Below are 24,858 nucleotides of genomic sequence, written 5' to 3'. Positions count from 1 at the left end.
TTCCTTTCCCTCACGCGGTCAGCGCGTCGGCGATCTTGCGCGCAAACCGCTCGGCCACAGCGTCCTTGCTCATACGTGGCCATTCTTCGGCCCCTGCGTCCGAAATCAGCGTGACCGCATTCTCGGACCCGCCCATGATGCCGGTGGCGGGACTGACATCATTGGCCACAATCCAGTCGCACCCCTTACGCGCGCGCTTCGCGGTGGCGTGTTCGATCACACTATCGGTCTCGGCGGCGAAGCCCACGACCAGCGCGGGGCGACCCGTTTCCAGATGCGAGACGCGTTTCAGAATGTCGGGGTTTTCCGCAAATTCCAGCGCGGGCAGGCCGTCGCGGGTTTTCTTCAGCTTCCGGTCCGAGGCGCTGGCCACCCGCCAATCCGCCACAGCCGCCGCAAACACGCCCGCATCCACGGGCAAGGCGGCGTCCACCGCATCCGACATCTGTTGCGCGGTCTCGACCGCAACCACCTGTACGCCTTGGGGCGGAGCCACATCCGCCGGGCCGGTGACAAACACCACCTCGGCCCCCAGCGCGGCCAGCGCCCGCGCCACCGCCGTTCCTTGCGCGCCCGAGGACCGGTTGGCGATATAGCGCACCGGGTCGATGGGTTCATGGGTAGGGCCCGACGTGACCAGAATACGCTTGCCCTGCAACGGGCCGCCGCCCAACTGGCCCTCAACCGCTGCGACGATCTCAAGCGGTTCGGACATGCGGCCGGGGCCGTATTCGCCGCAGGCCATATCGCCCTCGTTCGGGCCGACAAAGCGGATGCCATCGGCCTGCAGCTGCGCCAGATTGCGCTGTGTCGCCGGGTGATCCCACATCCGTACATTCATCGCAGGCGCACACAGAACCGGCGTGTCGGTCGCCATCAGCAGGGTCGAGGCCATGTCGTTGGCCAGCCCGCTGGACATCTTTCCCATCAGATCGGCAGTGGCCGGGGCAACCACTACAAGATCGGCAGAGCGGGACAGTTGGATATGGCCCATCTCGGCCTCATCGGTCAGATCGAAGAGATCGCGATAGACCTTCTCTCCGGCCAAGGCAGACACGGACAAAGGCGTCACGAATTCTTCAGCTGCGCGGGTCAGAACCGGGGTCACGGCCGCGCCGCGTTCGCGCAGGCGGCGGATGAGATCCAGCGATTTATAGGCTGCGATGCCTCCGCCGATGATCAGCAGAATTCGTTTCGATGCCAGCATGTTCAGCCCTTCCCGTCCCGGTCGGCCCTGACATTAGGCAAGCAGGCCAGACAGTTCCAGCGGTTAATTCTGCGTCTGGAATGCCAGACAGGGGTCTTCGCGTTCGACCGAAGGGCTGTCGATCACCGCGTCAAACTCGCCTGAGATCGCGCCATCCTCGGACTGCCCCAACACAAAGACTTTCAAACCAGGGCGCACCCGAGACGTGAATGTCGGAATCCCGCGATCCTTGCGGGCATGCCCATTGCCGGTGATCACAGCAATCGGCCCGCCTGTTTCGTCATCGGCACGCAAGATCGAACGCGTCAGAACCGCGTCGCGCAAACGTTGGATGGCCACCATCTGAGGCAGCGCCTCTTGCGGGAGCGCATCGCAATGCGCCGTCAGTTGATCTGCCTCGCGTTCAGCCTGATCCGCAGCCGAAAGAGGCACGGTCAGCCCATAGCGCGCCGCATCCGCGCCCAGCGCCGTGGCAGCACCCCGTTCCATTGCAGCGCGCGCCGCCGCACGGGGAACCATCGCCCCATAGACCGGCGCATCGGTAGCCTGAAAGACCGGGTAATACATGCTGAGGGACGGCCATCCCATCTCGGCCCATTTCAGAATACGGTCCAATTCCTCGGGATTTGTCGCAGCTTTCTGAGCCAGCCGTTGCGCGCCCTCTTCGGTGACCATTTCCCAGACCACGGCCGAGGGGTTGACGATCTCTAATGCTTCTTTTTGTACGATGTGATGCTGCGGGTTGTCGTGGATTTCACCCAGGATCACCACGTCAGCCGCACGCATCGCATCGGCGACGTCATCCGGAATCAAACCGTCAGCCCGGCCTATACCGGCTGTAACCACAAACGCGCACAGCAGAATCGCAAACTGTCTCATGCGATGAAGTGTTGCACCTCGCGCGATTGCGCTTCAAGGTTCTTGCGCATTTTTACGAATGCCGCCGCTTCAAGCTGACGCACCCGTTCTTTTGAAAGACCCAATTCCTGCCCCAGGCTTTCCAAGGTACGCGAAGGCTCACGTAGTTTCCGTTCGCGGACGATAAACCGCTCGCGCTCGTTGAGCGATTGCATCGCGGCGACCAGCCAATGGCGCAGCTGTTCCATATCATGGCTGTTTTCGACCATTTCGGCAGCCTGTTCGCGCTCATCTTCCAGCGCGTCAATCCACTCTCGACCATCCTCATCCGCAGATTGCACCGCATTCAGCGAGAAATCGGATCCCGAAAGGCGGCCCTCCATCATCTCGACATCGCGCAGAGGCACACCAATTTCTGCGGCAATCATTTGATGCAACTGATGGCGGTCCAAATCCATTCCATCCGTCGCGGCCTCACGCTCCAGCCGGGCCTGCACACGACGCATATTGAAAAACAGTGATTTCTGGGATGAGGTCGAGCCGGTGCGCACCATCGACCAGTTGCGCATCACGTAATCCTGAATGCTGGCCTTGATCCACCAGACTGCATAGGTCGAGAACCGCACGCCCCGGTCCGGGTCGAACTTGTCGGCGGCTTTCATCAGGCCCAAACCGGCCTCTTGAATCAGGTCATTCATCGGCGCGCCGTACCGTTTGAATTTGGCCGCCATGGAAATCGCCAGCCGCATGTAGGCGGTAATCAAGCGATGCAAGGCTTGCTCGTCGCGATGATCTCGCCACGCATACGCCAGTTTAAGCTCGGTTTCTGCATCCAGCAGTTCCGCTTTCATCGCCTGTCGCGACATCGAAAAATCGTTTGTATTATCCAGAGCCATGGAAGCCTCCCATTTTCGCAGGCCTAGCCAGCCTTGCCTTGTCGACTTATGGTCGATACGCAGGACAAAACCGGGTGGATCACATGGAAGGTAACACCAGTGGGTTCGGATTTGACCTTTGTTATGGGCGGAGCAGCCTCGGGAAAGTCAGCATTTGCCGAACAACTCACTGTTTCAACAGGGAAAAACCGCGTCTACCTCGCGACTTCACAAGTGTTTGATGATGAAATGCACAAAAAGGTGAAGTCGCACGTGAAGCAACGAGGGGAGGGTTGGACGACGATCGAGGCTCCGTTCGACCTGCGCCCTGCTCTGGCCGCTCTGACGCAGGATCAGGTCTGTCTGATTGACTGTGCGACGATGTGGCTGACCAATCATATGTTGGCGGAAAACGATCTGGAACAAGAACAAGCCCTGCTTTTGGATGCGCTGAATACCTGCAAAGCCCAGATTGTAATCGTATCGAACGAAGTCGGCCACGGCATTGTCCCCGACAACGCCCTGTCCCGCCGCTTTCGAGAGGCACAGGGACGTCTGAATATCGCATTGGCCGCGCAGGCCGATCTGGCGGTGCAAGTCACAGCCGGGCTGCCTCTGGTACTGAAAGGACAGCTGCCGTGACTCGCCTGCATCTTGTCCGCCACGGCCCGACCCATGCCAAAACCATGGTCGGCTGGTCCGACCTGCGCGCTGATCTCAGCGACACAGTGGCGATCCAGCGCTTGCATGACCATCTGCCGTCTGATGCGGTTGTTATCTCATCCGACCTGTCCCGCGCCGCGGATACGGCCTCGGCCATTCAGGGAACACGCACCCGCCTGCCCCATCACCCCGACCTGCGCGAGATCAATTTCGGCACGTGGGAGCTGCGCGGCTTCAAAGATATCGAGGCCGAAGACCCCGACCTCGCCTTTGCCTATTGGGACAATCCCGGTGACGTGCGCCCCCCAAATGGCGAAAGCTGGAACGAGGTGCGCGCGCGGGTAGATCCCGTCATCGACCGGCTGATTGCCGATCATAGCGGGCGCGATCTGGTCGTCGTGGTGCATTTCGGCGTGATCCTGACGCAGGTACAGCGCGCGCTGGACGTGACCGCACAAGAGGCGTTCAGCCACAAGATCGACAACCTCTCGGTCACGGAACTGACCCATCACGGGGATCGCTGGTCGGTCGGTCGGATCAATCACCTCGCGTGATGCACCTGCGCACAAATCACTGATTTACCGACGCGATTGTCCGCGCCATCCTGCACCTATGACCTATGATCTGTTTATCGGGGACCGACTGTTTTCCAGCTGGTCCATGCGCGGCTGGCTGATGCTGGAAAAGTTCAGCCTGCCTTACAAAACCCAAATGATCGGCCTCTATTCCGGCACCATGACTGAGGATATGAAGCCACTCGCCCCCGCCCGTCTGGTGCCCGCCTTGCGCATGCCCGACGGGACGGTGGTAGGCGAAAGCCTCGCCATGGCCGAAACTCTGGCCGAACGACATCCCGACGCCGGGCTGTGGCCTGCAGATCCAGCCGCCCGCGCCACCGCGCGCTGGTTATGCGCCGAGATGGTGGCCGGGTTCACCGCCTTGCGCGGCGAATGCCCGATGCAGTTGCACCATTGCTGGACCGGGTTTGAACCCTCAGCAGATACCTTGCGCGACCTTGACCGGATCGAGACCCTTTGGGCCCATGCTCGCAGCGTGTCCGGGGCCACCTCCGGTCCGCTGTTTGGCGACTATTCCCTGTCGGATGTCTTCTATACGCCGGTGGCCGCGCGGATTATCGGCTATGGTCTGCCAGTCTCGGACGCAAACCGGGTCTATTGCCTTGACCTGCTGTCAGACCTGTCCGTCCGCCAATGGCGCGCGATGGGATTGACTGTGTCCTATGACCCCTTCCCCTACGCACTGGGATTGGCAACACAACCCTGGCCAGTCGGCTCGCCCGTAGCCCGCGTTGTGGACGCAGGCCCCTCGGTCAACGCCATCTGCCCCTATTCCGGCGACACTGTGACGGATTTCCTTGAATTGGATGGCCGCATTTGGGGCTTCTGCAACCCGTTCTGCCGTGACAAAACCGCCGCAGATCCGGGCGCGTGGCCGAAATTCTCTGCCATGGTCGCAGGCGTTAACGATTCCTAAACCGCCTGCGTGCCAGCAACGACCTGTTAACCAAAAAGGTCGTTCATGGTCGCCCGCTCTCACACCGTCGCTTTCCAAGGAGTCGAGGCCCGCCCGGTCGAGGTGCAATGCGCCGTCTCGCCGGGCCTGCCCGCTTTTTCCATCGTCGGCCTGCCCGACAAGGCCGTGTCCGAGGCCCGCGACCGCGTGCGCAGCGCGCTCAGTTCCATGGCCATCGCGCTGCCGTCGAAACGCATCACCATCAACCTTTCGCCCGCCGATCTGCCAAAAGAAGGCAGCCATTTCGACCTGCCCATCGCCGTCGCGCTGCTGTCCGCGCTGGAGATCATTCCCTCCGACGCCGCCGAAGGTGCGGTGTCCTTGGGTGAGCTGTCACTGGACGGATCGCTTGTACCCGTGGTCGGCGCTCTGCCCGCTGCCATGACCGCCGCCGCCGAAGATCGCGCGCTGCTGTGCCCCAAAGCCTCCAGCGCCGAGGCGGCTTGGGTCGATGCCACGCAGGTTATCGGGGCCACGTCATTGGGCGATGTTGTGCGGCACTTCTCGGGCCAAGCCCCTTTATCCGCCGCCCAACCCGGCGAGGTCAGCCTTGCGCCCAGCGTCCGCGACCTGCGCGATGTGAAAGGGCAAGAGCGGGCCAAACGCGCGTTGGAAATTGCCGCCGCCGGGCGGCACCACTTGATCATGATCGGCACTCCGGGGTCGGGCAAATCCATGCTGGCCGCGCGCCTGCCGGGCATCCTGCCGCCTCTGACCCCATCAGAGGCGCTGGAAACCTCTATGATCCAATCACTCTGCGGGTTGCTGGACGAAGGCGGGATCAGCCGCACCCGTCCGTTTCGCGAGCCGCACCATACCGCCTCAATGGCTGCAATTGTCGGAGGCGGCCGGGGTGCCAAACCCGGTGAGATTTCCTTGGCTCATAACGGAGTTCTGTTCATGGACGAATTCCCCGAATTTCCGCGCACCGTTCTGGAAACCCTGCGCCAACCGATTGAAACGGGCGAGGTCATGGTCGCCCGCGCCAATGCCCATGTGAAATACCCTTGTCGCTTCATGCTGGTGGCCGCCGCCAACCCCTGCAAATGCGGATATCTAACGGACCCCGCCCGCGCCTGTTCCCGCGCGCCAGTCTGTGGTGAGGATTATCTGGGCCGTATCTCTGGCCCGCTTTTGGATCGGTTCGACTTGCGGATTGAGGTGCCTCCGGTCGGGTTCACCGATTTGGACCTGCCGCCTTCCGGAGACAGCTCTGCCACCGTTGCCGCAAGGGTCGAAGCCACCCGTACTGTGCAGGCGGAGCGGTTTGAGGGCATGGAGCCCCGCCAGAACGCGGATATGGAGGGTAAGTTGTTGGAGGAAATCGCCACCCCCGACGCCGAAGGCAAAGAGCTGTTGCTGAAAGCCGCCGAACGGTTCGGCCTGTCGGCGCGCGCCTATCACCGCATCCTGCGGGTCGCGCGCACCATTGCTGATCTTGAAGGCGCGCCAGATATCCGCCGACCCCACGTGGCCGAGGCGCTGAGCTTTCGCATCAGCGCCCGGGCGGCGTCTTAAACCTTGGCCTCAATCGCCTGCCAGATTTTTTCGGCGATGTTCACACCGTCGAACCGCTCCAACTCCTGAATACCGGTGGGCGAGGTCACGTTGATCTCAGTCAGATAATCTCCGATCACGTCGATACCGACGAAGATCTGGCCTTTTTCCTTCAGCAACGGACCGATGGCGGCGCAAATCTCCAAATCCCGGTCGGACAGGCCGATCTTTTCCGGGCGGCCACCCACATGCATGTTCGACCGCGTCTCGCCCTTGGCCGGCACACGGTTGATTGCGCCGACTGCCTCACCATCAACCAGAATCACCCGTTTGTCGCCATTGCTGACGTCGGGCAGGAACTTCTGCACGATCAGCGGCTCACGCGAGAACCCGGTGAACAGTTCATGCAATGAGGTCAGATTTCGGTCATTGGCATCCAGCCGGAACACGCCCGCACCGCCGTTGCCATAAAGCGGCTTGAGAATGATATCGCCATGCTTTTCCTTGAACGCTTTGATCGTCTGTAAATCACGCGCGATGGTCGTCGGCGGCGTTAGATCGGGGAAATCCAGCACTAGCAGCTTTTCGGGGTAATTGCGCACCCAGAACGGATCGTTCACGACCAGCGCCTTGCCCTTCAGGCGATCCAGCAAATGCGTCGAGGTGATATAGTGCATATCGAACGGAGGATCCTGACGCAGCCAGATCACATCGAAATCAGCCAGATCAACCTCACGCTCGGGGCCCAGCTCTGCCGGATTGCCCGCCACGCGCTGAACGGTCATGTCGTGGCCGCGCGCCGTTACCCGCCCTTCCTGATACGCCAACTGATCCGGCCCGTAGAAAAACAGTGAGTGCCCACGCGCCTGCGCCTCTTCGGCCAGTCGGAATGAGCTGTCTGCATTAATATCCACGGCCCCGATCGGGTCCATCTGAAAGGCGATTTTCATGGCGTGTCCCTCAGTTTCACGCCAGATACATGGCCCAGCAGGGCCACGGGATCAATGGGGGTCAGGCCTCGCCAAAGGCGTTTTCGATGATTTGAACAGCGCCCGAGGCGTCCACAAGCGCGGCGTCAAAGCGCACATTTGTCAGCTGCCCATCCGGTTCATGTTCTAGAAACTGCGCCGCCGAGGCACAAATCCGGTTCATCTGCCGCCGGTTGATCCGCGACGCCGCCTGATCAAAACTGCTGCTTTTCTTAACCTCGATGAACACTAAACCGTCAGCGTCACGCGCGATCAGGTCGATTTCCCCACCGGCCCCGCGCCAACGGCGGTGGTCGATGGAAAAGCCACGACGTTCATAATCAGTTGCAACCCGCATCTCGGCGGATTGACCAGCCTGGTAAGACATAGAGCTTCGAACGGATCGCGCAGACATGTCATCCCTTTCCCAGTTTCAGCGCCTTTTGATAAATCGGACGGCGCGGAAGTTTGTACATTTCCGAAACCAGATCCGCCGCATCCCGAACCGAATGGGTTTCCAAGGCCCTTTTCAGAGCTTCTTCTACGTCAGATTCGTTAACAGTTTCCGAATGGCTGCGATCCACCAGAAGAACAATTTCGCCTTTGATGGTCTGATCCTGCAGCCCTTGGGCAAGGTCTTTCAGGGTGCCGCGGCGAACCTCTTCGAATTTCTTGGTTAATTCGCGACACAGGGCGGCATGACGCGACTCTCCCAATACATCTGCCAGATCGGACAGGCAGGCCGCGACACGCTTTGGCGATTCGTAGAAAACAAGCGTGCCGGGTATGTCGCGCAACGCCTCGATCCGTGCCCGGCGCGCGCCCGATGCATTGGGCAAGAATCCGGCAAAAAAGAACGCATCCGTTGGCAATCCGGCCAGTGTCAGGGCCATTAAAGCCGCCGATGGCCCGGGCGCACAGGTCACCATGTGACCGGCCTCAGCCGCCTGACGCCCCAGATCATAACCCGGATCAGCAATCAGTGGCATCCCAGCCTCAGAGGCATAGGCAACCGATTTCCCTTCGGCCAACGCGTCCAGGATCTTGCCCCGCGCGCCTGCACCGCTGTGATCGTGATAGGCCAGAATGCGCCGTCCCTCCAACGGCACACCGTGAATCTCCATCAGGCGCCGAAGGCTGCGGGTATCCTCGGCAGCGACCACATCAGCCGAGGCCAGCACATCCAGCGCCCTGAGCGTGATATCGCGCGCCGTTCCGATCGGAGTGGCGACAAAATACAGGCCCGCGCCCAATCTGACTTTTTGGTGATTCAAAGCTGGACCCTCGCAGCGTGACGTTTATTATCGCGACCTAATAAAATGGCGTCTTTCAAGTCGCCGGGACAGGGAGTTTTCATTCAGATGTTTACCGTTTGCAAGCCCGTTCGCAAACTGGCAAAAACCGCCGCCGTTTTAGCCACCGCCGCTTTTCTGACCGCCTGTGAGACAACAGGACTGGGCGGAGGGCCATCGATTAACACCTCTAAGCCGGTGCCTGTGGCGCTGCTGGTTCCGGCGGGATCGGCCAATTCGGGCGATGCGGCCTTGGCCCGAAGCCTTGAGAATGCAGCACGTATGGCCATGGCAGATTTGCAAAATGTGCAGATCGACCTTCGGGTTTATGACACGCGCGGCAGCTCGAACACAGCGGCGGAGGTGGCCCAACGGGCCGTGGCGGATGGTGCAAAGGTTATCCTGGGTCCGGTTTACGCGCAGGCAGCAAACTCGGCAGGGTTAGCCGTTTTAAACAACAACGTGAATGTCCTGTCGTTCTCGAACAACACCAGCATCGCGGGCGGGAACGTCTTTGTCCTGGGCCCCACCTTCGACAACACGGCTAACCGACTCGTTAATTTTGCCGGTTCGCGGGGCAAAAACAACATGGTCATCGTGCACAGCAACGATGCGGCAGGCCAGTTGGGACAATCTGCCATCGCCAACGCGCTAAGTAACAGTCGCGTCAACAACGCTGGAACAGTCGGCTATGACCGGTCCCAGCAGGGCGTGATCAACTCGGTTCCGACAATCAAGGCCACGGTGGATGCATCTGCGGCTGACTCGGTGTTCCTTACGGCAACCACGGCTGGTGCGTTGCCACTCTATTCGCAGTTGCTGCCAGAGGCGGGTGTCTCGCCAGCAACGACGCAATATATCGGTCTGACACGCTGGGATATTCCGGCTCAGACGCTTGAATTGCCGGGCGTGCAGGGGGGATGGTTCGCGCTACCCGACCCGGCCAAGGCACAGTCCTATCGTCAGCGGTACAACAATACCTATGGTGAGGCACCGCACCCTATCAGCGGGCTGGCATACGACGGCATCGCAGCAATCGGAGCCTTGGTCAGCCAGGGTAAATCGGATGCGCTTACGGCTTCGGCCCTGACACAAAATGCCGGTTTCCAGGGCGTGGGCGGCATCTTTCGCTTGCGCTCGAACGGTACCAACGAACGCGGTCTGGCAGTTGCCACGATCCAGAACAAACAGGTAGTAGTGATTGACCCTGCCCCACAAAGCTTCTCAGGCGCCGGTTTCTGATCGACCGGCACTGACGCTCACCCCAAAAGGTGAGCTGATCTGCCCGGCCCAAGACATATTCGACAGCACCACCGTTCTGGCGCAACTGTCGGAAGCCTTTGAAAACGTATCAAACAACACCGCGCGCCGGGCCGAATGCGTGCGCATTCTGCGGGATGCCCAAAAGGCAGGGCGGCAAGCCATCGCTGATGCGTTTTCCCAACGCCCGTTCGACGCCCGGCCGCTGACCCATTCTTACACCTATCTGACCGATGGACTGGTCTGCACCGCCATGCAGGTCGCAAGCCACGATCTTCACCCTCTGGCCACGCCGACGCAGGGCGAAAAGATCGCGGTTCTGGCTGTGGGCGGCTACGGGCGGGGCGAGATGGCCCCCGCGTCAGATGTCGATCTGCTGTTTTTGACGCCCTACAAAATCACTGCCTGGGCCGAAAGCGTGATCGAGTCCATGCTGTATATCCTGTGGGATTTGCGTCTGAAGGTCGGGCATTCTTCGCGCACCATCAAGGATTGTCTGCGGCTTGGGGGCGAGGATTTCACCATCCGCACCGCTATGCTGGAGCAGCGTTATCTGGCGGGCGACACGGCCTTGGGCGATGAACTCAAAACCCGCCTGCGGGACGAGTTGTTCAAAGGCACCGAACGTCAATTTATCGAAGCCAAACTGCAAGAGCGTGACGAGCGTCACAAAAAGCAGGGCCAGCGTTATATGGTCGAACCTAATGTCAAAGAAGGCAAAGGCGGGCTGCGCGACCTGCAGTCGCTGTATTGGATCGCGAAATACATCTACGACGTTCAGGACGTGTCTGAATTTGTACCGCTGGGGCTGATAACAGAAGACGAGTACAAAGCCTTCGACGAGGCCGAGGAGTTCCTGTGGGCCGTACGCTCGCATCTGCATCTGGTAACTGGCCGCGCCACTGAGCACCTGACCTTCGATATGCAGGTCGAGGTGGCCGATCGCATGGGCTATGAGGATCGCGCCGGTCGCCGTGCCGTCGAGGTTTTCATGCAGCGGTATTTCCGCGAGGCGACGATGGTGGGCGAATTGACCCGCATCTTCTTGACCAAGCTGGAAGCCGCGCACATGAAGGGCGCACCGCTGCTGGAACGGATTTTCCGCCGTCGCCCACGGGTCAAGGCAGGGTATCAAGTCGTTCATGGTCGTTTGGACGTCGCTGACCCGGACCAGTTCCTGTCAGACAAGCTGAACCTGCTGCGTCTGTTCGAGGAAGGGTTGCGCACGGGCATGCTGATCCATCCGGATGCGATGCGTCTTGTGACAGCGAATCTGAACCTGATCGATGAGGACATGCGCGAAGACAAGGAAGCACAACGTATCTTCCTTGATCTTATGCTGAAACATGGCAACCCCGAACGCGCCCTGCGCCGGATGAACGAGCTGGGGGTCCTGTCAGCCTTTATCCCCGAATTTGAGCACATCGTCGCGATGATGCAGTTCAACATGTATCACAGCTATACGGTGGACGAACACACCATCCAGTGCATTGTCAACCTCAACCAGATCGAACGCGGAAAACTGGTGGAATCCCTCCCGTTGGCTTCGTCGATCCTGAAAGAGGGCGTGAACCGCAAGGTTTTGTATGTCGCCCTGCTGATCCATGATATTGCCAAGGGGCGGCCCGAAGATCACTCGATCCTCGGCGCGCAGATGGCACGCAAAATCGCGCCGAGGCTTGGGTTGAACAAGGCCGATTGCGAAACGGTCGAATGGCTGGTGCGATATCACCTGCTGATGTCTGACATGGCGCAGAAGCGCGATATTTCCGATCCGCGCACGGTACGTGATTTCGCGAAGGCCGTGAAAACAGTCAAACGGTTGGACCTGCTGACAGTTCTAACGGTCTGTGACATTCGCGGCGTAGGGCCGGATACGTGGAACAACTGGAAGGCCACTCTGCTGCGGGCGCTGCACGCGGAAACCAAACGTGCCCTTGAAACCGGGATGGAAGACCTCAACCGTGCCAATCGCGGAGCCGAGGCCAAAAAGACCCTGCGCGCCGAATTGGCCGATTGGTCCAAGGCTGACCTGAAAACCGAGACCGGTCGGCATTACGACCCCTATTGGCAGGGCCTTAACCTGTCGACGCATGTTGAGTTTGCCGAGATGTTGCAAGCGCTTGATCACAGTGGCGAAGCGGGCGCGATGGAAATTCGCCTGCAACCGGACGAGGATCGCGACGCCACTCGCGCCTGTTTCGCCATGGGCGATCATCCGGGTATTTTCGCGCGGATCGCTGGCGCGCTGGCGCTGGTTGGGGCGAACGTGGTCGATGCGCGCAGCTATACGACCAAAGATGGTTATGTCACGGATGCATTCTGGATACAGGACGCAGATGGCCGCCCATTCGAAGCCAGCCGCCTGCCACGCCTGACGCAGATGATACACAAAACGTTAAAGGGCGAAGTTGTGGCGCGTGACGCGCTGAAATCGCGCGACAAGATCAAGAAACGCGAACGCGCCTTCAACGTGCCGACGCATATCATCTTCGACAATGACGGGTCCGAGATCTACACGATAATCGAGGTCGATACCCGTGACCGTCCCGGTTTGCTCTATGATCTGGCGCGCACGCTGGCCGCAGCCAATGTCTATGTCGCCAACGCGGTGATCGCGACCTATGGCGAACAGGTGGTGGACACGTTCTATGTCAAAGACATGTTCGGGCTGAAATACCACTCGGACAGCAAGCAGCGCGGGCTTGAAGCCAAGCTGCGCAAAGCCATCACCGAGGGCGCTGAGCGCGCGGAATCATGAAGCAGATCCGGCTGTTCTCGGGCCTGTTCACGGTTGGGTTCTGGACCCTGGCCAGCCGGATATTGGGGTTTCTTCGGGAAATTCTTCTGACGGCCTTTATCGGGCCGGGCCCGGTGATGGACGCCTTTGTGGCCGCCTTCCGCCTGCCCAACATGTTCCGCCGCTTCTTTGCCGAAGGTGCGTTCAACGCGGCCTTCGTGCCGATGTTTTCCAAACGGCTGGAAGGGGACGAGAACGCCGAAGGATTCGCACAGGATGCCTTCAACCTGCTGGCCGTGGCGGTTCTGGCGCTGGTTGGGCTGGCGATGGTGTTCATGCCCGCATTGGTCTGGATAACAGCCGAAGGGTTCTATGGCGACGCACGTTTCGATTTGGCCGTGGATTACGGCTATGTGGTGTTCCCCTACATCCTGTTCATGTCACTGGCAGCACTGTTTTCGGGCGTTCTGAACGCCACGGGCCGCTTTGCGGCCGCTGCCGCGGCGCCCGTTTTGCTGAACATTTTCGCCTGCACCGCCATGATCGTCGGAGCCCTGTCGGGCGGCGAGGTCATACGCTGGCTGATCGCCGTCATCCCCGTGGCCGGAGTTGCGCAGCTTGCACTGGTCTGGGTCGCGACAGAACGCGCGGGCATCCGCATCCGTCCCGGTCGGCCGAAACTCAGCCCGGAAATGCGCCGTATGGTCCGTATCGCCGTGCCCGCGGCACTGGCGATGGGGGTCACACAGGTCAATCTGGTCGTGGGGCAGCTTGTGGCCTCAAAAACCGAAAACGCGGTCAGTTGGTTGTTTGCCGCGGACCGGCTGTATCAACTGCCTTTGGGTGTGGTGGGCATCGCCGTTGGAATCGTGTTGCTGCCTGACCTGTCTCGCCGCCTGCGTGCGGGTGACAAAGACGGCGCCCGCAACGCCTTTTCCCGCGCCGGAGAGTTCACGCTGCTGCTGACCCTTCCGTCAACCGTGGCTTTTGTGATCATGCCGATCCCTCTGGTCTCGGTCCTGTTCGAACGTGGACAGTTCACCGCCGAGGATACCGCCGCCACCGCGCTGGCTGTGGCGATCTATGGCATCGGCCTGCCGGCTTTCATGCTGCAAAAGCTGCTGCAACCGCTGTTCTTCGCGCGCGAGGACACAAAATCTCCGTTCCGCTATGCGGTGGTGGCGATGGTGGTGAATGCGGGGCTGGCCTTTGGGCTTTATCCACTGCTGGGCTGGATTGCGCCTGCGATTGCGGCCTCGGTCGCCGGGTGGGCCATGGTCGGACTGCTCGCGCTAGGAGCGCGACGCATGGGCGAGGAGGCGCGCTTTGATAAGCGGTTCAAACACCGGGCATGGCGGATCGTGGCCGCATCGCTTGGGATGGGCGTTGGCCTATTTGCCGCGCTTTCCCTGTTCGGGTGGGCATTTCACCTGCCAGGCTGGCGCTATGTAGCACTGTTGGCCCTCATCATCGGTGCGGCAGTGCTGTATTTTGTGCTGGGCCACCTGCTGCGCGCCTTCCAGATCAACGAGTTCAAAAAGGCCCTGCGGCGGTCTTGATCAGTCGCGGCGGATACCACCAATGATCCGGGCCCACCCGCCGGGACCAACCACAAATGACAGAACAAAGCCCGTGGCGAACCCGCCCAGATCGGCCACCCAGTCCAGCGTGCCGCCGAAGATCAGACCGAACAACAACTGGATCCCCATCAAAACAGCGATCAGGCTGAAGGCCCGTGACTGGTTTTCGCCCACCAAAGATAACCTACGCCACAAAATCCACGTGAACGCTCCGATCAGGCCGTAGACGGGTGGGAACCCTCCGACCAGCGGATATTGCGGGTCCAGCAGCAGCGCATAGGCCAGCGCCCCGCCGATGCCCGACAGCATAAAGATCACCAGCATCTGCACGCTGCCAAAAACCTCGGCCACCATTTTGCCCATGGCCAGAACAAAGACGCAGACAAAGATGGCCTGAGTGAAATTGGCCGACACGAACGGATATGTCACTAAGCGGATCAGATGTTCAAACGGCCAGCGCCCGTTTTCCATCATCCAGTCGAAAATGTCCGGCGAAAAGGAATAGTGCTGCAACGCATCCAGCCGCCAGCCCACGGCCGATGGCCCGCCGACCAACCCGCGCGAGCCCAGCGTCAGGGCCAGTTCGATCCCGAAAATGAACAAGACCAGCGCCACCACCACGGGCGGCAAAGGGTTCACGGCGGGTGTATAATGCTCACTGCTCATTGGGCTGGACTTTCGCGGCTGTTGACGTCCCTTTGCCTCATGGGTAAGCGACGGGGGCTAATTTTTCCAGACGGGAGTTCCCTTCGATGACCGAGACCCAGTTCACACCGCGTGTGTTTTCCGGCATCCAGCCGTCGGGGAACCTGCACCTTGGCAACTACCTGGGTGCGCTCAAGCGGTTCGTGGATATGCAGGGCGACGATTTTGAGACCATCTATTGCATGGTCGATCTGCACGCGATCACCGTCTGGCAGGACCCCGCCCGCCTGCGCGAAAAGACCCGCGAGGTCTGCGCCGGTTTCATCGCCGCTGGTCTGGACCCGGAAAAATCCATCCTGTTCAATCAAAGCCAAGTGCCCGAGCACACGCAACTGGCCTGGATTTTCAATTGTATCGCCCGGATGGGCTGGATGCAGCGGATGACGCAGTTCAAGGATAAGGCCGGCAAGAATGCTCAGAATGCCTCACTGGGTCTGTTTGCCTATCCGGCGCTGATGGCGGCGGACATCCTGACCTACCACGCGACGCATGTGCCGGTGGGTGAGGATCAGAAACAGCATCTGGAACTGACCCGCGACATCGCCATCAAGTTCAACCATGACTATGGCGTCGAGTTCTTCCCGGTGACCGAACCCGTCATCGGCGGCCCCGCGCCGCGCGTGATGAACCTGCGGGACGGGTCGCGCAAGATGTCGTCCTCGGACCCGTCGGATATGACGCGGATCAACATGACCGATGACGCCGACACGATTGCCAAGAAAATCCGCAAGGCCAAGACCGACCCCGATGCTCTGCCTTCGGATGTGGATGGCCTGTCCGAACGCCCCGAGGCGCGCAATCTGGTCAATATCTACGCGGCGCTCAGCGATCAGACCGCCGAGCAGGTTCTGACCGAGGTTGGCGGCAAGCAGTTTGGCGAGTTCAAACCGATGCTGGCCGAGCTGGCCGTGTCGAAACTGGCCCCGATATCGGGCGAGATGGCCCGCCTGATGGGCGAAGAGGACGAAATCGACCGGATTCTGGCCAATGGGGCAGAAAAGGCGCGCGCTGTTGCCGCCCCGATCCTGCAACAAACTTACGAAATCGTGGGCATGGTTGGCGCAAAACAGGGCTGATTGCTCTGGACGTTACCGCGGCGTCTTCCTAGGTTTGCCGCAAAGCTTGGGAGGGCGTGATGGCAGTCGGCAAGAATATTCGCACCTATTTCGAAGGTCAGTGGCATGACGGGGATGCGCCCATCATGCGGGCAGCCGATCACGGCGCTTGGCTGGGGTCGTCCGTCTTCGATGGAGCCCGCTATTTCGACGGTCTGGTCCCCGATCTTGAGGCGCACTGCGCCCGCGTGAACCGCTCGGCCGAGGCTTTGATGCTGACGCCGTTTGTGACCACCGAGCAGATGGTCGAGATCATCCGCGAAGGGCTGGAAAGTTATGCGCCGGACGCGGCGGTGTATATCCGCCCGATGTATTGGGGCATCGACGGCGACCGAACGGCAATCGTACCGCTGGAGAACAGTACGGGCTTCGCGATTTGCCTGGAAGAGATTCCAATGGCGCCCGAATCTGCGTCGGTGACACTGGGCTACACGCACTTCCGTCGCCCGGTTCTGGAATCGGCGGTTGTGAACGCCAAGGCGGGCTGTCTTTACCCCAACAATGCGCGGATGTTGCAAGAAGTTCGGTCCAACGGCTTCTCAAACGCCCTGGTCGCGGATGCGCTGGGACATGTGGCCGAAACCGCGACTGCGAACATTTTTATGGTCAGGGATGGCGAGGTGTTCACCCCCACCCCCAATGGTACGTTTCTGGCCGGAATCACCCGCGCACGCCACATCGAAAACCTGCGTGCAGACGGTGTGACCGTGCACGAAGCGATCCTGAGTTTCGAGGATTTCCACAAAGCTGATGAGGTCTTCATGACCGGCAACATGAGCAAGATCACTCCGGTCACGGCGTTGCAGGACACGCAATATCAGGTAGGCCCCGTCGCCCGGCGCGCGCGCGAGTTGTATTGGGACTGGGCTGCCAGCACGCGATAGGCTTCGGTTGCCAGCGCGCATTTGGTCGGGCATGATCGCCCGAAATGAATGAGGACACCCATGCGTAAGTTCCTGGTGGTATTGGATGACAGCCGCGAATGCCTGAACGCAATGCGTTTTGCAGCCATGCGCGCGGCCCATACGGGCGGCGGCGTGACGATCCTGTCGGTCATTCCCCCCGATGAGTTCAACCACTGGATCGGAGTGGCCGAGGTGATGCGCGAGGAATCGCGTGAACGCATCCACGCCCATTACGAAGTGTTCGCCAAATGGATGCGTGACAAGCAGGGCGTTGATCCGGAACTGGCCATCCGCGAGGGCGAGCCAGTGGCGCAAATCATCGAACACGTGCAATCCGATCCCGAGATCGGCGTGCTGGTACTGGGCGCGGGAGTCGAAAAGAAGGGCCCCGGTCCTCTGGTGACGCAACTGACCAAAAACTCCGGCAGTTTACCGATCCCGATCACCATCGTTCCCGGTGATCTGAGCAAGGAAAAACTGGAAGAAATCACCTAGATGCCCCGCAGCATTCAGTTCTGGTTCGAGTTCGCCTCGACCTATTCCTACCTCAGCGCGATGCGGATCGAAGAGGCCGCCGCCCGGCATGGCGTGAGTGTCGATTGGCAGCCCTTCCTGCTGGGCCCGATCTTTTTTGCACAGGGCTGGACGGATTCGCCCTTCAACCTCTATCCAGCCAAAGGGCAGTATATGTGGCGCGATATGGAGCGTCTGACCGCCCACCGCGGCCTGCCGTTCCAGCGCCCCGATCCATTTCCGCAAAACGGCTTGAAGGCGGCCCGCCTGACGCTGGCCATCGAAGACCCGGCCCAAAAAGCCGCCTTTGTCCGCGCCGTCTATTCCGCTGAGTTTGCCCATGGCCAGAACATCGCTGATGACGCGGTTCTGGTTACTTGTCTGACCGCCGCCGGATTGCCCGAAGAGACGCTGAGCCGGACGCAAAACCCTCAGATCAAAGCTGCGTTGAAAAAACAATCCGAGATCGCGCAGGCCAAAGGACTGTTCGGTGCCCCCAGTTTTCTGGTCGGGGATGAACTGTTCTGGGGCGATGACCGGCTAGATGAGACGATAAAGCTGGCGGCTGAAATTTAGAATCGTTCCAAATCTTGACTTCCCGCGCGCGGACCCGCATATCAGAGGCAACTGAAACGGAGCCGCGCTATGTTCATCCAGACCGAATCCACGCCGAACCCTGCAACCCTGAAATTCCTGCCCGGTCAAACTGTGCTGGAGGCGGGCACCGCAGATTTTCCATCGGCAGAAGCGGCTGAGAAGTCACCTTTGGCCAACCGGATTTTCACCGTCAACGGCGTAACCGGCGTCTTTTTTGGCAATGATTTTGTGACTGTCACCAAATCTGACGATGTTCAGTGGGACCACATCAAGCCCGCGATCCTTGGCGCAGTTATGGAGCATTACCAGTCGGGCCAGCCGGTCATGGCTGCTGACGCCACAACCGCATCTGGCCATGCCGAACACACCGGCGAAGACGCGGAAGTCGTTAATCAGATCAAGGACCTTCTGGATAGCCGCGTGCGGCCTGCTGTGGCCCAAGATGGTGGCGATATCACCTTCCATGGTTTTGACCGCGGCGTTGTGTATCTGCACATGCAAGGGGCTTGCGCGAACTGTCCGTCCTCGACCTTGACACTGAAAATGGGGATCGAGAACCTGCTGCGTCACTACATCCCTGAAGTGACCGAGGTTCGCCCCGTTGCCGTCTGACCCGCTGATTCTGGCGTTTGACACATCGGCCGCGCATTGCGCGGCCGCTTTGTTGCGCGGAGATCAGATCATTGCGGTTCAAGTCGACGCCGTGACACGCGGTCAGGCAGAACACTTGATGCCCATGCTGGAAGATTTGCTGACCCAGGCCGGATACACGTGGAAAGACCTTTCAGCCATCGGTGTTGGTATCGGGCCGGGCAATTTCACCGGCATCCGAATTTCGGTGTCCGCTGCGCGTGGGCTGGCGTTGGGCCTTGGCGTTCCGGCCGTCGGCGTTTCGGGTTTTGAGGCGCTGGCGCAAGAAACTCAAGGCGCTTTACCGGCCATTCGCGCACCACGGGATCAAGTGTATATCTCACCCGAGGGTCAAGACCCGGCCTTGATCCCGCTTGAACAGGCAGAATCACTAGGTCCACTGGCTTTCAACGATGACCCCGAAGTGCAGGTTCGCGGGATCGCAAATGTGACTTCTCAGAAGTGGCAAACCACAAACAGCGCGCCAGCGCCGCTTTACATCCGCGCGGCAGATGCGGCCCCGTCCAAAGACTCGCCACCGGTTTTGTTGGACGGATGACTCCGCAAGCCCTTTCCAAAACCCATTCTGCGGCTTTTACACAATCCCGCCCGTGGTCCGAGGCAGAATTCGCGGATTTACTGCAGAATCGTTTTACTCACGTAGTCGGAATCGCGACGTCCTTTGCTTTGTTTCAGGTAATCGCCGACGAAGCGGAACTGCTGACAATAGCGACGCATCCTGACCTGCAGCGTCAGGGGCTCGCAAGAATCCGTATGGCCGAGTGGCATGCAAAGGCCCAAAGATTGGGCGCGACGCGCGCCTTTCTGGATGTGGCGCAGGACAATCTTCCGGCGCTGTCCTTGTACCATAGCTGCGGCTACCGCCCCTGTGGATTACGCAAATCGTACTATGTGCGCGAAAACAATCAGAAAATTGACGCTCTCGTGATGGAATGTGACTTGACCTGAATAGTCGTCGAATTTTTTCTCGACCAAATGGTCAAAAATCAGTTGACCCCGGCTGTTGCAAACGGCCTTAATTCCCGCCATCACAACAGATATGCTCGCTCTTAGTGGGTGAACGGGGCTATCTTGGCTCCGACCGACAATAACAACGGGAGTAACAAATGACCCTGATGAAATCCTTGATGGGCGCCGCCGCAGCCGTCGCACTGACCGCAGGTGCGGCCTTGGCTGAACCGGCCCTGATCTTTGACCTGGGTGGTAAGTTTGACAAGTCATTCAACGAGGCCGCCCATAATGGCGCGCAGCGTTGGGCCGATGAAACCGGTGGCAGCTATCGCGAAATCGAACTGCAATCCGAAGCCCAGCGCGAGCAGGCTTTGCGTCGCTTTGCCGAGGCTGGTCTGAACCCGATCATCACCATGGGTTTCGCCATGGCCGATCCGCTGTCGGCAGTTGCGGGCGACTACCCCGACACCAAATTTGTCGCGGTTGACGTGAACTGGCTGGACGCTCCGAACATCCGTCAGATCGGCTTTGCCGAGCATGAAGGTTCGTATCTGGTTGGTATGATGGCGGCAATGGCGTCTGAATCTGGCACCGTTGGCTTCATTGGCGGCATGGACATCCCGCTGATCCGTCACTTTGGCTGTGGTTATGCCCAGGGCGCAAAAGCTGTGAACCCCGATATCGAAGTTGTTGCCAACATGACCGGCACCACTCCGGCTGCATGGAACGACCCGGTGAAAGGGTCCGAGCTGACCAAAGCGCAGATCAGCCAAGGTGCTGACGTGATCTATGCAGCCGCAGGCGGCACCGGCGTGGGTGTTCTGCAAACCGCTGCCGACGAAGGCATCCTGTCGATCGGCGTAGACAGCAACCAGAACCACCTGCATCCGGGCAAAGTTCTGACTTCGATGCTGAAACGCGTGGACGTTGCCGTTTATGACGCGATGAAAGCGGGTGAGAACCTTGAAACCGGCGTCTTCGCCATGGGTCTGGCCGAAGAAGGCGTGGGCGTTGCCATGGACGACAACAACGCGTCGCTGGTCTCGGACGAGATGAAAGGCGCGGTCGACAAGGCGCGTCAGGACATCATTGACGGCAATGTCACGGTGACCAGCTACTACGAGAACGACAGCTGCCCCGCACTGCAGTTCTGATATCGCGCGGGCGGGGGTTTTAGCCTCCGCCCGGCCTCCACTCTGCCGCGCGCCATGCGGCCCTTTCGGCAATCTGAGGACAAGACATGACCGTCCCCGCCATTGAGCTCAAAGGGATTTCCAAAGCCTTTGGGCCGGTTCAGGCCAACAAAGACATTTCCATCAGCGTCGCCCCCGGATCGATCCATGGGATCATCGGTGAAAACGGTGCGGGCAAATCCACGCTGATGAGTATCCTCTACGGCTTTTACAAGGCCGATAAGGGCGAGATTTGGATCAACGGTGACAAGACCGAAATTCCCGACAGTCAGGCTGCGATTGCGGCAGGTATTGGGATGGTGTTCCAGCATTTCAAGCTGGTGGAAAACTTTACCGTTCTGGAAAACATCGTTCTGGGTGCCGAGGACGGAGGGCTGCTTGCCCCCTCGCTGTCCAAAGCGCGTAAAGAACTGAAAGCGCTGGAAGAAGAATACGAGCTGTTCGTCGACCCTGACAAACGTATCGACGAAATAGGCGTGGGCATGCAGCAGCGTGTCGAAATCCTCAAAGCCCTGTATCGCAAGGCCGAGATCCTGATTCTGGACGAACCCACCGGGGTTCTGACCCCGGCCGAGGCCGATCAGCTGTTCCGCATCCTCGACCGGCTGCGGTCCGAGGGCAAGACGATCATCGTGATCACCCACAAGCTGCGTGAGATCATGGAAAACACCGACACCGTCTCGGTCATGCGGCGTGGTGAGATGACGGCCACAGTCAAAACCGCCGATACCAACCCGCAGGAACTGGCCGAGCTTATGGTTGGGCGCAAAGTGCTGTTGCAGGTGGATAAACTGCCCGCAAACCCCGGCCAGCCCGTGCTTGAGATTGAAAATCTGAGTGTCACCGATGGTGCGGGTGTCGAGCGGGTCAAAGGCATCGACCTGACCGTCCGCGCGGGCGAAATCGTGGGCATCGCTGGCGTCGCCGGTAATGGCCAGTCTGAACTGCTTGAGGTTCTGGGCGGGATGCGTCCGGGTCAAGGCACGATCCGCCTGAACGGCGCGCCCTTGGTGCTAAGCGGGGCGGGCTCGGATGGTCAAACCCGCCGTGCGCAAGGGATTGCGCATGTACCCGAGGACCGCCAGCGCGAAGGTCTGATCATGGACTTTCACGCGTGGGAGAACGTGGCCTTCGGCTATCACCGCGACCCGGCCTACAAGCGGGGGCTGTTCATGGACAACGCTGCCCTACGCGCTGATACAGAGGCCAAGATGGAAAAGTTCGACGTCCGCCCGCCCGATGGCTGGCTGGCGGCCAAGAACTTCTCGGGCGGAAACCAACAAAAAATTGTCGTCGCGCGCGAGATTGAGCGGAACCCCGATCTGTTGCTGGTTGGTCAGCCAACACGCGGCGTGGATATTGGTGCGATCGAGTTCATTCACAAACAGATCGTTGCTCTGCGCGATCAGGGCAAGGCGATCTTGCTGGTTTCGGTCGAGCTGGAAGAGATCTTCTCGCTGTCCGACCGGATTGCGGTGATGTTTGACGGACATATCATGGGCGAACGCCTGCCCCATGAGACGGATGAAAAAGAGCTGGGCCTGCTGATGGCCGGTGTTGCGGGAAAGGCCGCGTGAAGCATGGATAAAATGCCCAAATGGGCCGATGTCGTTCTGATTCCGCTGATCAGTCTGGTATTGGCCGCAATCCTCTCGGCGCTGGTGATCCTCGCCATAGGTGAAAACCCCATCGAGGCCGTGAACCTGATGGTCACCGGCGCGCTGGGGTCGACCTACGGCTGGGGCTATACGCTGTATTACGCGACCAACTTCATGTTCACAGGTCTGGCCGTAGCCGTGGCATTTCACGCGCGTCTGTTTAACATCGGCGGCGAAGGTCAGGCCATGCTGGGCGGTCTGGGCGTTGCCATGGTGTGCCTCTATATCGACTGGCCACACTGGAGCATTGCCCTGCTGGCCGCCTGTGTCGGATCGGCCCTGTTCGGTGCCATGTGGGCGGCAATCCCCGCCTACCTGCAAGCCAAGCGCGGCAGCCACATCGTAATCACCACGATCATGTTCAACTTCATCGCGGCAGCCTTCCTGAACTATATGCTGGTCAACGTGATGCGCCCGCAGGGCTCGCAAGACCCGGCAACCGCGCGTTTCCCCGAAACGGTGCATTTGCCAACCTTCCAATCCATGTTCTCAACCGCCGAGAATGCTCTGTTCCGGGGCGCGCCCGCGAATATCTCGTTCTTCGTGGCCTTGCTGGCCTGTGTCGCGGTCTGGGCGCTGATCTGGCGGACGCGGCTGGGTTATGAAATCCGCGCCTATGGCCATTCGGAAACCGGGGCCGTCTATGCCGGGATTTCCCCGGTGCGCATTACCATCATCGCCATGCTGATCTCGGGCGGATTGGCCGGAATGATGGCCATCAACAACGTCATGGGCGAGGCGGAACGTCTGGTCCTGAACTCGACCGAGGGCGCGGGCTTTATCGGCATCGCCGTGGCGCTGATGGGGCGGTCGCACCCGTTCGGGGTGTTCCTTGCAGCGATCCTGTTCGGGTTCCTCTATCAGGGCGGTGCAGAACTTGCGCTGTGGACCTCGATCCCGCGTGAGCTGATCGTGGTCATTCAGGCGCTTGTGATCCTGTTCACCGGAGCGTTGGACAACATGGTACGGATGCCGCTTGAAAAGCTGTTCCTGAGCCTGCGGAAAGGAGCGCAGTGATGGAAGCTTTCGTAACCCTCGTCCAAGTCCTCGACTCGACCATCCGACTTGCAACACCACTGCTGCTGGCCTGTCTGGCGGGGCTCTATTCCGAACGCGCTGGTATCTTTGATATCGGGCTTGAGGGCAAGATGCTTATGTCCGCCTTCTTCTCGGCCGCCGTGGCCGCTGTGACCGGCTCGGTCTGGCTGGGCCTTCTGGCAGGAATCGGGGCTTCACTGATCCTGTCGGCCCTTCATGGCGTTGCGTCGATCACGTTCCGGGGCAATCAGCTGATCTCGGGCGTCGCGATCAACTTCCTGGCCTCGGGGATGACCGTTCTGGTCGCACAAAGCTGGTTCCAGCAGGGCGGGCGAACTCCGTCCCTGTTCGGCGGCGGCCGGTTCGAGCCGATCAACTTCCCCTTTGCCGACGCCATAAGCGGCGTACCCATCGTTGGACCGATCTACTCCGGGCTTCTGTCGGGGCATTCCATCCTCGTCTATGTCGCCTTCCTGATGATACCGCTGACGTGGTGGATTCTTTACCGCACCCGCTTTGGCTTGCGCCTGCGGGCAGTGGGCGAAAACCCGGCTGCTGTAGATACCGCAGGTGTCTCGGTCGTGGGGCTGCGCTTTGCCGCCGTGGCGATTTGCGGCGTGCTGTGCGGGATCGCGGGTGCCTATCTGGCGACCGCCCTGCAAGCCGGGTTCGTCAAGGAAATGACCGCCGGACGGGGTTTCATCGCACTGGCCGCGCTGATCTTTGCCAAATGGCGGCCTTGGCATGCGATGGGTGCGTGTCTGCTGTTCGGTTTGCTTCAGGCTGTTGCGCTGCGATTCCAGAATATTGATCTGGGCGGTGTTGTCATCCCGGTACAGGTCATGGATGCCCTGCCCTATATCCTGACCGTGGTGATTCTCGCCGGGTTCGTTGGCAAAGCTGTTCCACCCCGCGCGGGTGGCGAGCCCTATGTGAAAGAGCGGTGATAAGTCCAGTTTCGGACAGATTTCAGTCCTGTTCGCTGCAGAGCGGCATGCACAGTTGATTTTGCATGCCGCAGACGCTCTAAAGAGGTATGCGAGTGTTTCCTGTGCCAGC

The 24,858-nt window shown here is 60.0% G+C and carries 25 protein-coding genes; 18 read left to right on the top strand and 7 right to left on the bottom strand.

Features of this window, described 5'->3' with window-relative positions:
• Positions 1–10: 10 nt before the first annotated feature.
• The 3 genes from coaBC to AC2TAD_RS07475 form a co-directional block, all read right to left on the bottom strand.
• Positions 11–1,207 (bottom strand): bifunctional phosphopantothenoylcysteine decarboxylase/phosphopantothenate--cysteine ligase CoaBC, encoded by a 1,197-nt coding sequence (coaBC, locus tag AC2TAD_RS07485; protein WP_480866903.1) that lies wholly within the window; start codon positions 1,205–1,207, stop codon positions 11–13.
• Positions 1,208–1,270: 63 nt separating this feature from the next.
• The gene (locus AC2TAD_RS07480; protein ID WP_480866902.1) at positions 1,271–2,086 is read right to left on the bottom strand and encodes a ChaN family lipoprotein; all 816 of its coding nucleotides are present in this window, start codon (positions 2,084–2,086) and stop codon (positions 1,271–1,273) included.
• Positions 2,083–2,961: an RNA polymerase factor sigma-32 gene (locus AC2TAD_RS07475; RefSeq protein ID WP_170353475.1), complete on the bottom strand. Its 879-nt coding sequence runs from the start codon at positions 2,959–2,961 to the stop codon at positions 2,083–2,085. The genes AC2TAD_RS07480 and AC2TAD_RS07475 overlap by 4 nt, the downstream gene beginning before the upstream one ends.
• Before the next feature lie 99 nt (positions 2,962–3,060).
• On the opposite strand from AC2TAD_RS07475, the gene cobU reads away from it, so the two are divergent.
• From cobU to AC2TAD_RS07455, 4 genes are read left to right on the top strand one after another with little or no spacing between them, the layout of a single operon-like run.
• On the top strand, positions 3,061–3,582 hold the full coding sequence (cobU, locus tag AC2TAD_RS07470) for a bifunctional adenosylcobinamide kinase/adenosylcobinamide-phosphate guanylyltransferase (protein ID WP_480866900.1): 522 nt from the start codon (positions 3,061–3,063) through the stop codon (positions 3,580–3,582).
• On the top strand, positions 3,579–4,157 hold the full coding sequence (locus tag AC2TAD_RS07465; protein WP_480866898.1) for a histidine phosphatase family protein: 579 nt from the start codon (positions 3,579–3,581) through the stop codon (positions 4,155–4,157). Before cobU ends, AC2TAD_RS07465 begins: the two co-directional genes overlap by 4 nt.
• 58 nt (positions 4,158–4,215) lie before the next feature.
• Complete coding sequence (locus AC2TAD_RS07460) at positions 4,216–5,097, top strand: glutathione S-transferase N-terminal domain-containing protein (RefSeq protein ID WP_480866896.1); 882 nt, start codon at positions 4,216–4,218, stop codon at positions 5,095–5,097.
• Between the two features lie 45 nt (positions 5,098–5,142).
• A complete protein-coding gene (locus AC2TAD_RS07455; protein ID WP_480866895.1) occupies positions 5,143–6,654 on the top strand; it encodes a YifB family Mg chelatase-like AAA ATPase in 1,512 nt (503 codons plus the stop codon).
• On the opposite strand, the gene gshB is transcribed toward AC2TAD_RS07455, so the two are convergent.
• From gshB to rsmI, 3 genes are all read right to left on the bottom strand, one after another.
• Positions 6,651–7,583, bottom strand: a complete 933-nt coding sequence (gene gshB, locus AC2TAD_RS07450; RefSeq protein WP_480866893.1) for a glutathione synthase — start codon at positions 7,581–7,583, stop codon at positions 6,651–6,653. The two genes, AC2TAD_RS07455 and gshB, sit on opposite strands and share 4 nt — an antisense overlap.
• A 61-nt stretch (positions 7,584–7,644) precedes the next feature.
• Positions 7,645–8,016, bottom strand: a complete 372-nt coding sequence (locus AC2TAD_RS07445) for a YraN family protein (protein ID WP_480866892.1) — start codon at positions 8,014–8,016, stop codon at positions 7,645–7,647.
• A gap of 1 nt (position 8,017) precedes the next feature.
• A complete protein-coding gene (gene rsmI / locus AC2TAD_RS07440) occupies positions 8,018–8,875 on the bottom strand; it encodes a 16S rRNA (cytidine(1402)-2'-O)-methyltransferase (RefSeq protein WP_480866891.1) in 858 nt (285 codons plus the stop codon).
• 87 nt (positions 8,876–8,962) lie between these two features.
• On the opposite strand from rsmI, the gene AC2TAD_RS07435 reads away from it, so the two are divergent.
• The 3 genes from AC2TAD_RS07435 to murJ are packed head-to-tail and all read left to right on the top strand — an operon-like array spanning position 8,963 to position 14,452.
• Positions 8,963–10,135, top strand: a complete 1,173-nt coding sequence (locus AC2TAD_RS07435; protein ID WP_170724091.1) for a penicillin-binding protein activator — start codon at positions 8,963–8,965, stop codon at positions 10,133–10,135.
• Positions 10,095–12,914: a [protein-PII] uridylyltransferase gene (locus AC2TAD_RS07430; RefSeq protein WP_480866890.1), complete on the top strand. Its 2,820-nt coding sequence runs from the start codon at positions 10,095–10,097 to the stop codon at positions 12,912–12,914. The genes AC2TAD_RS07435 and AC2TAD_RS07430 overlap by 41 nt, the downstream gene beginning before the upstream one ends.
• Complete coding sequence (murJ, locus tag AC2TAD_RS07425) at positions 12,911–14,452, top strand: murein biosynthesis integral membrane protein MurJ (protein WP_480866889.1); 1,542 nt, start codon at positions 12,911–12,913, stop codon at positions 14,450–14,452. The genes AC2TAD_RS07430 and murJ overlap by 4 nt, the downstream gene beginning before the upstream one ends.
• On the opposite strand, the gene AC2TAD_RS07420 is transcribed toward murJ, so the two are convergent.
• Positions 14,453–15,139: a rhomboid family intramembrane serine protease gene (locus AC2TAD_RS07420; RefSeq protein WP_480866888.1), complete on the bottom strand. Its 687-nt coding sequence runs from the start codon at positions 15,137–15,139 to the stop codon at positions 14,453–14,455. It lies immediately after the preceding gene.
• Positions 15,140–15,225: 86 nt separating this feature from the next.
• On the opposite strand from AC2TAD_RS07420, the gene trpS reads away from it, so the two are divergent.
• From trpS to AC2TAD_RS07365, 11 genes are all read left to right on the top strand, one after another.
• Complete coding sequence (trpS, locus tag AC2TAD_RS07415) at positions 15,226–16,254, top strand: tryptophan--tRNA ligase (RefSeq protein WP_480866887.1); 1,029 nt, start codon at positions 15,226–15,228, stop codon at positions 16,252–16,254.
• 59 nt (positions 16,255–16,313) lie between these two features.
• The gene (locus AC2TAD_RS07410) at positions 16,314–17,177 is read left to right on the top strand and encodes a branched-chain amino acid aminotransferase (protein WP_480866886.1); all 864 of its coding nucleotides are present in this window, start codon (positions 16,314–16,316) and stop codon (positions 17,175–17,177) included.
• A gap of 60 nt (positions 17,178–17,237) precedes the next feature.
• Complete coding sequence (locus tag AC2TAD_RS07405; protein ID WP_170353488.1) at positions 17,238–17,693, top strand: universal stress protein; 456 nt, start codon at positions 17,238–17,240, stop codon at positions 17,691–17,693.
• A complete protein-coding gene (locus AC2TAD_RS07400; RefSeq protein WP_480866885.1) occupies positions 17,694–18,287 on the top strand; it encodes a DsbA family protein in 594 nt (197 codons plus the stop codon). It begins immediately after the preceding gene.
• A 69-nt stretch (positions 18,288–18,356) separates the two neighbouring features.
• Entirely contained in the window at positions 18,357–18,920 is a 564-nt protein-coding gene (locus AC2TAD_RS07395) for a NifU family protein (protein WP_170751753.1), read from the top strand.
• Positions 18,910–19,497 carry a tRNA (adenosine(37)-N6)-threonylcarbamoyltransferase complex dimerization subunit type 1 TsaB gene (gene tsaB, locus AC2TAD_RS07390; RefSeq protein ID WP_480866884.1) on the top strand — a complete coding sequence of 196 codons (588 nt, stop codon included), beginning with the start codon at positions 18,910–18,912 and terminating at the stop codon, positions 19,495–19,497. The genes AC2TAD_RS07395 and tsaB overlap by 11 nt, the downstream gene beginning before the upstream one ends.
• Positions 19,494–19,907: a GNAT family N-acetyltransferase gene (locus AC2TAD_RS07385; protein ID WP_480866883.1), complete on the top strand. Its 414-nt coding sequence runs from the start codon at positions 19,494–19,496 to the stop codon at positions 19,905–19,907. The genes tsaB and AC2TAD_RS07385 overlap by 4 nt, the downstream gene beginning before the upstream one ends.
• A 158-nt stretch (positions 19,908–20,065) precedes the next feature.
• Positions 20,066–21,064 (top strand): BMP family lipoprotein, encoded by a 999-nt coding sequence (locus AC2TAD_RS07380; protein WP_170353493.1) that lies wholly within the window; start codon positions 20,066–20,068, stop codon positions 21,062–21,064.
• Positions 21,065–21,150: 86 nt separating this feature from the next.
• Positions 21,151–22,680, top strand: coding sequence for an ABC transporter ATP-binding protein (locus tag AC2TAD_RS07375; protein ID WP_480866881.1), 1,530 nt, complete (start codon positions 21,151–21,153; stop codon positions 22,678–22,680).
• Between the two features lie 3 nt (positions 22,681–22,683).
• Positions 22,684–23,778 (top strand): ABC transporter permease, encoded by a 1,095-nt coding sequence (locus tag AC2TAD_RS07370; RefSeq protein WP_170751759.1) that lies wholly within the window; start codon positions 22,684–22,686, stop codon positions 23,776–23,778.
• Entirely contained in the window at positions 23,778–24,746 is a 969-nt protein-coding gene (locus AC2TAD_RS07365; RefSeq protein WP_480866880.1) for an ABC transporter permease, read from the top strand. The genes AC2TAD_RS07370 and AC2TAD_RS07365 overlap by 1 nt, the downstream gene beginning before the upstream one ends.
• Positions 24,747–24,858: the final 112 nt, after the last annotated feature.

This window comes from Ruegeria sp. HKCCD7628 (assembly GCF_057221005.1).
The sequence above is the reverse complement of the archived record's forward strand: the minus strand, read 5'-3'. Positions and strand labels throughout refer to the sequence as shown.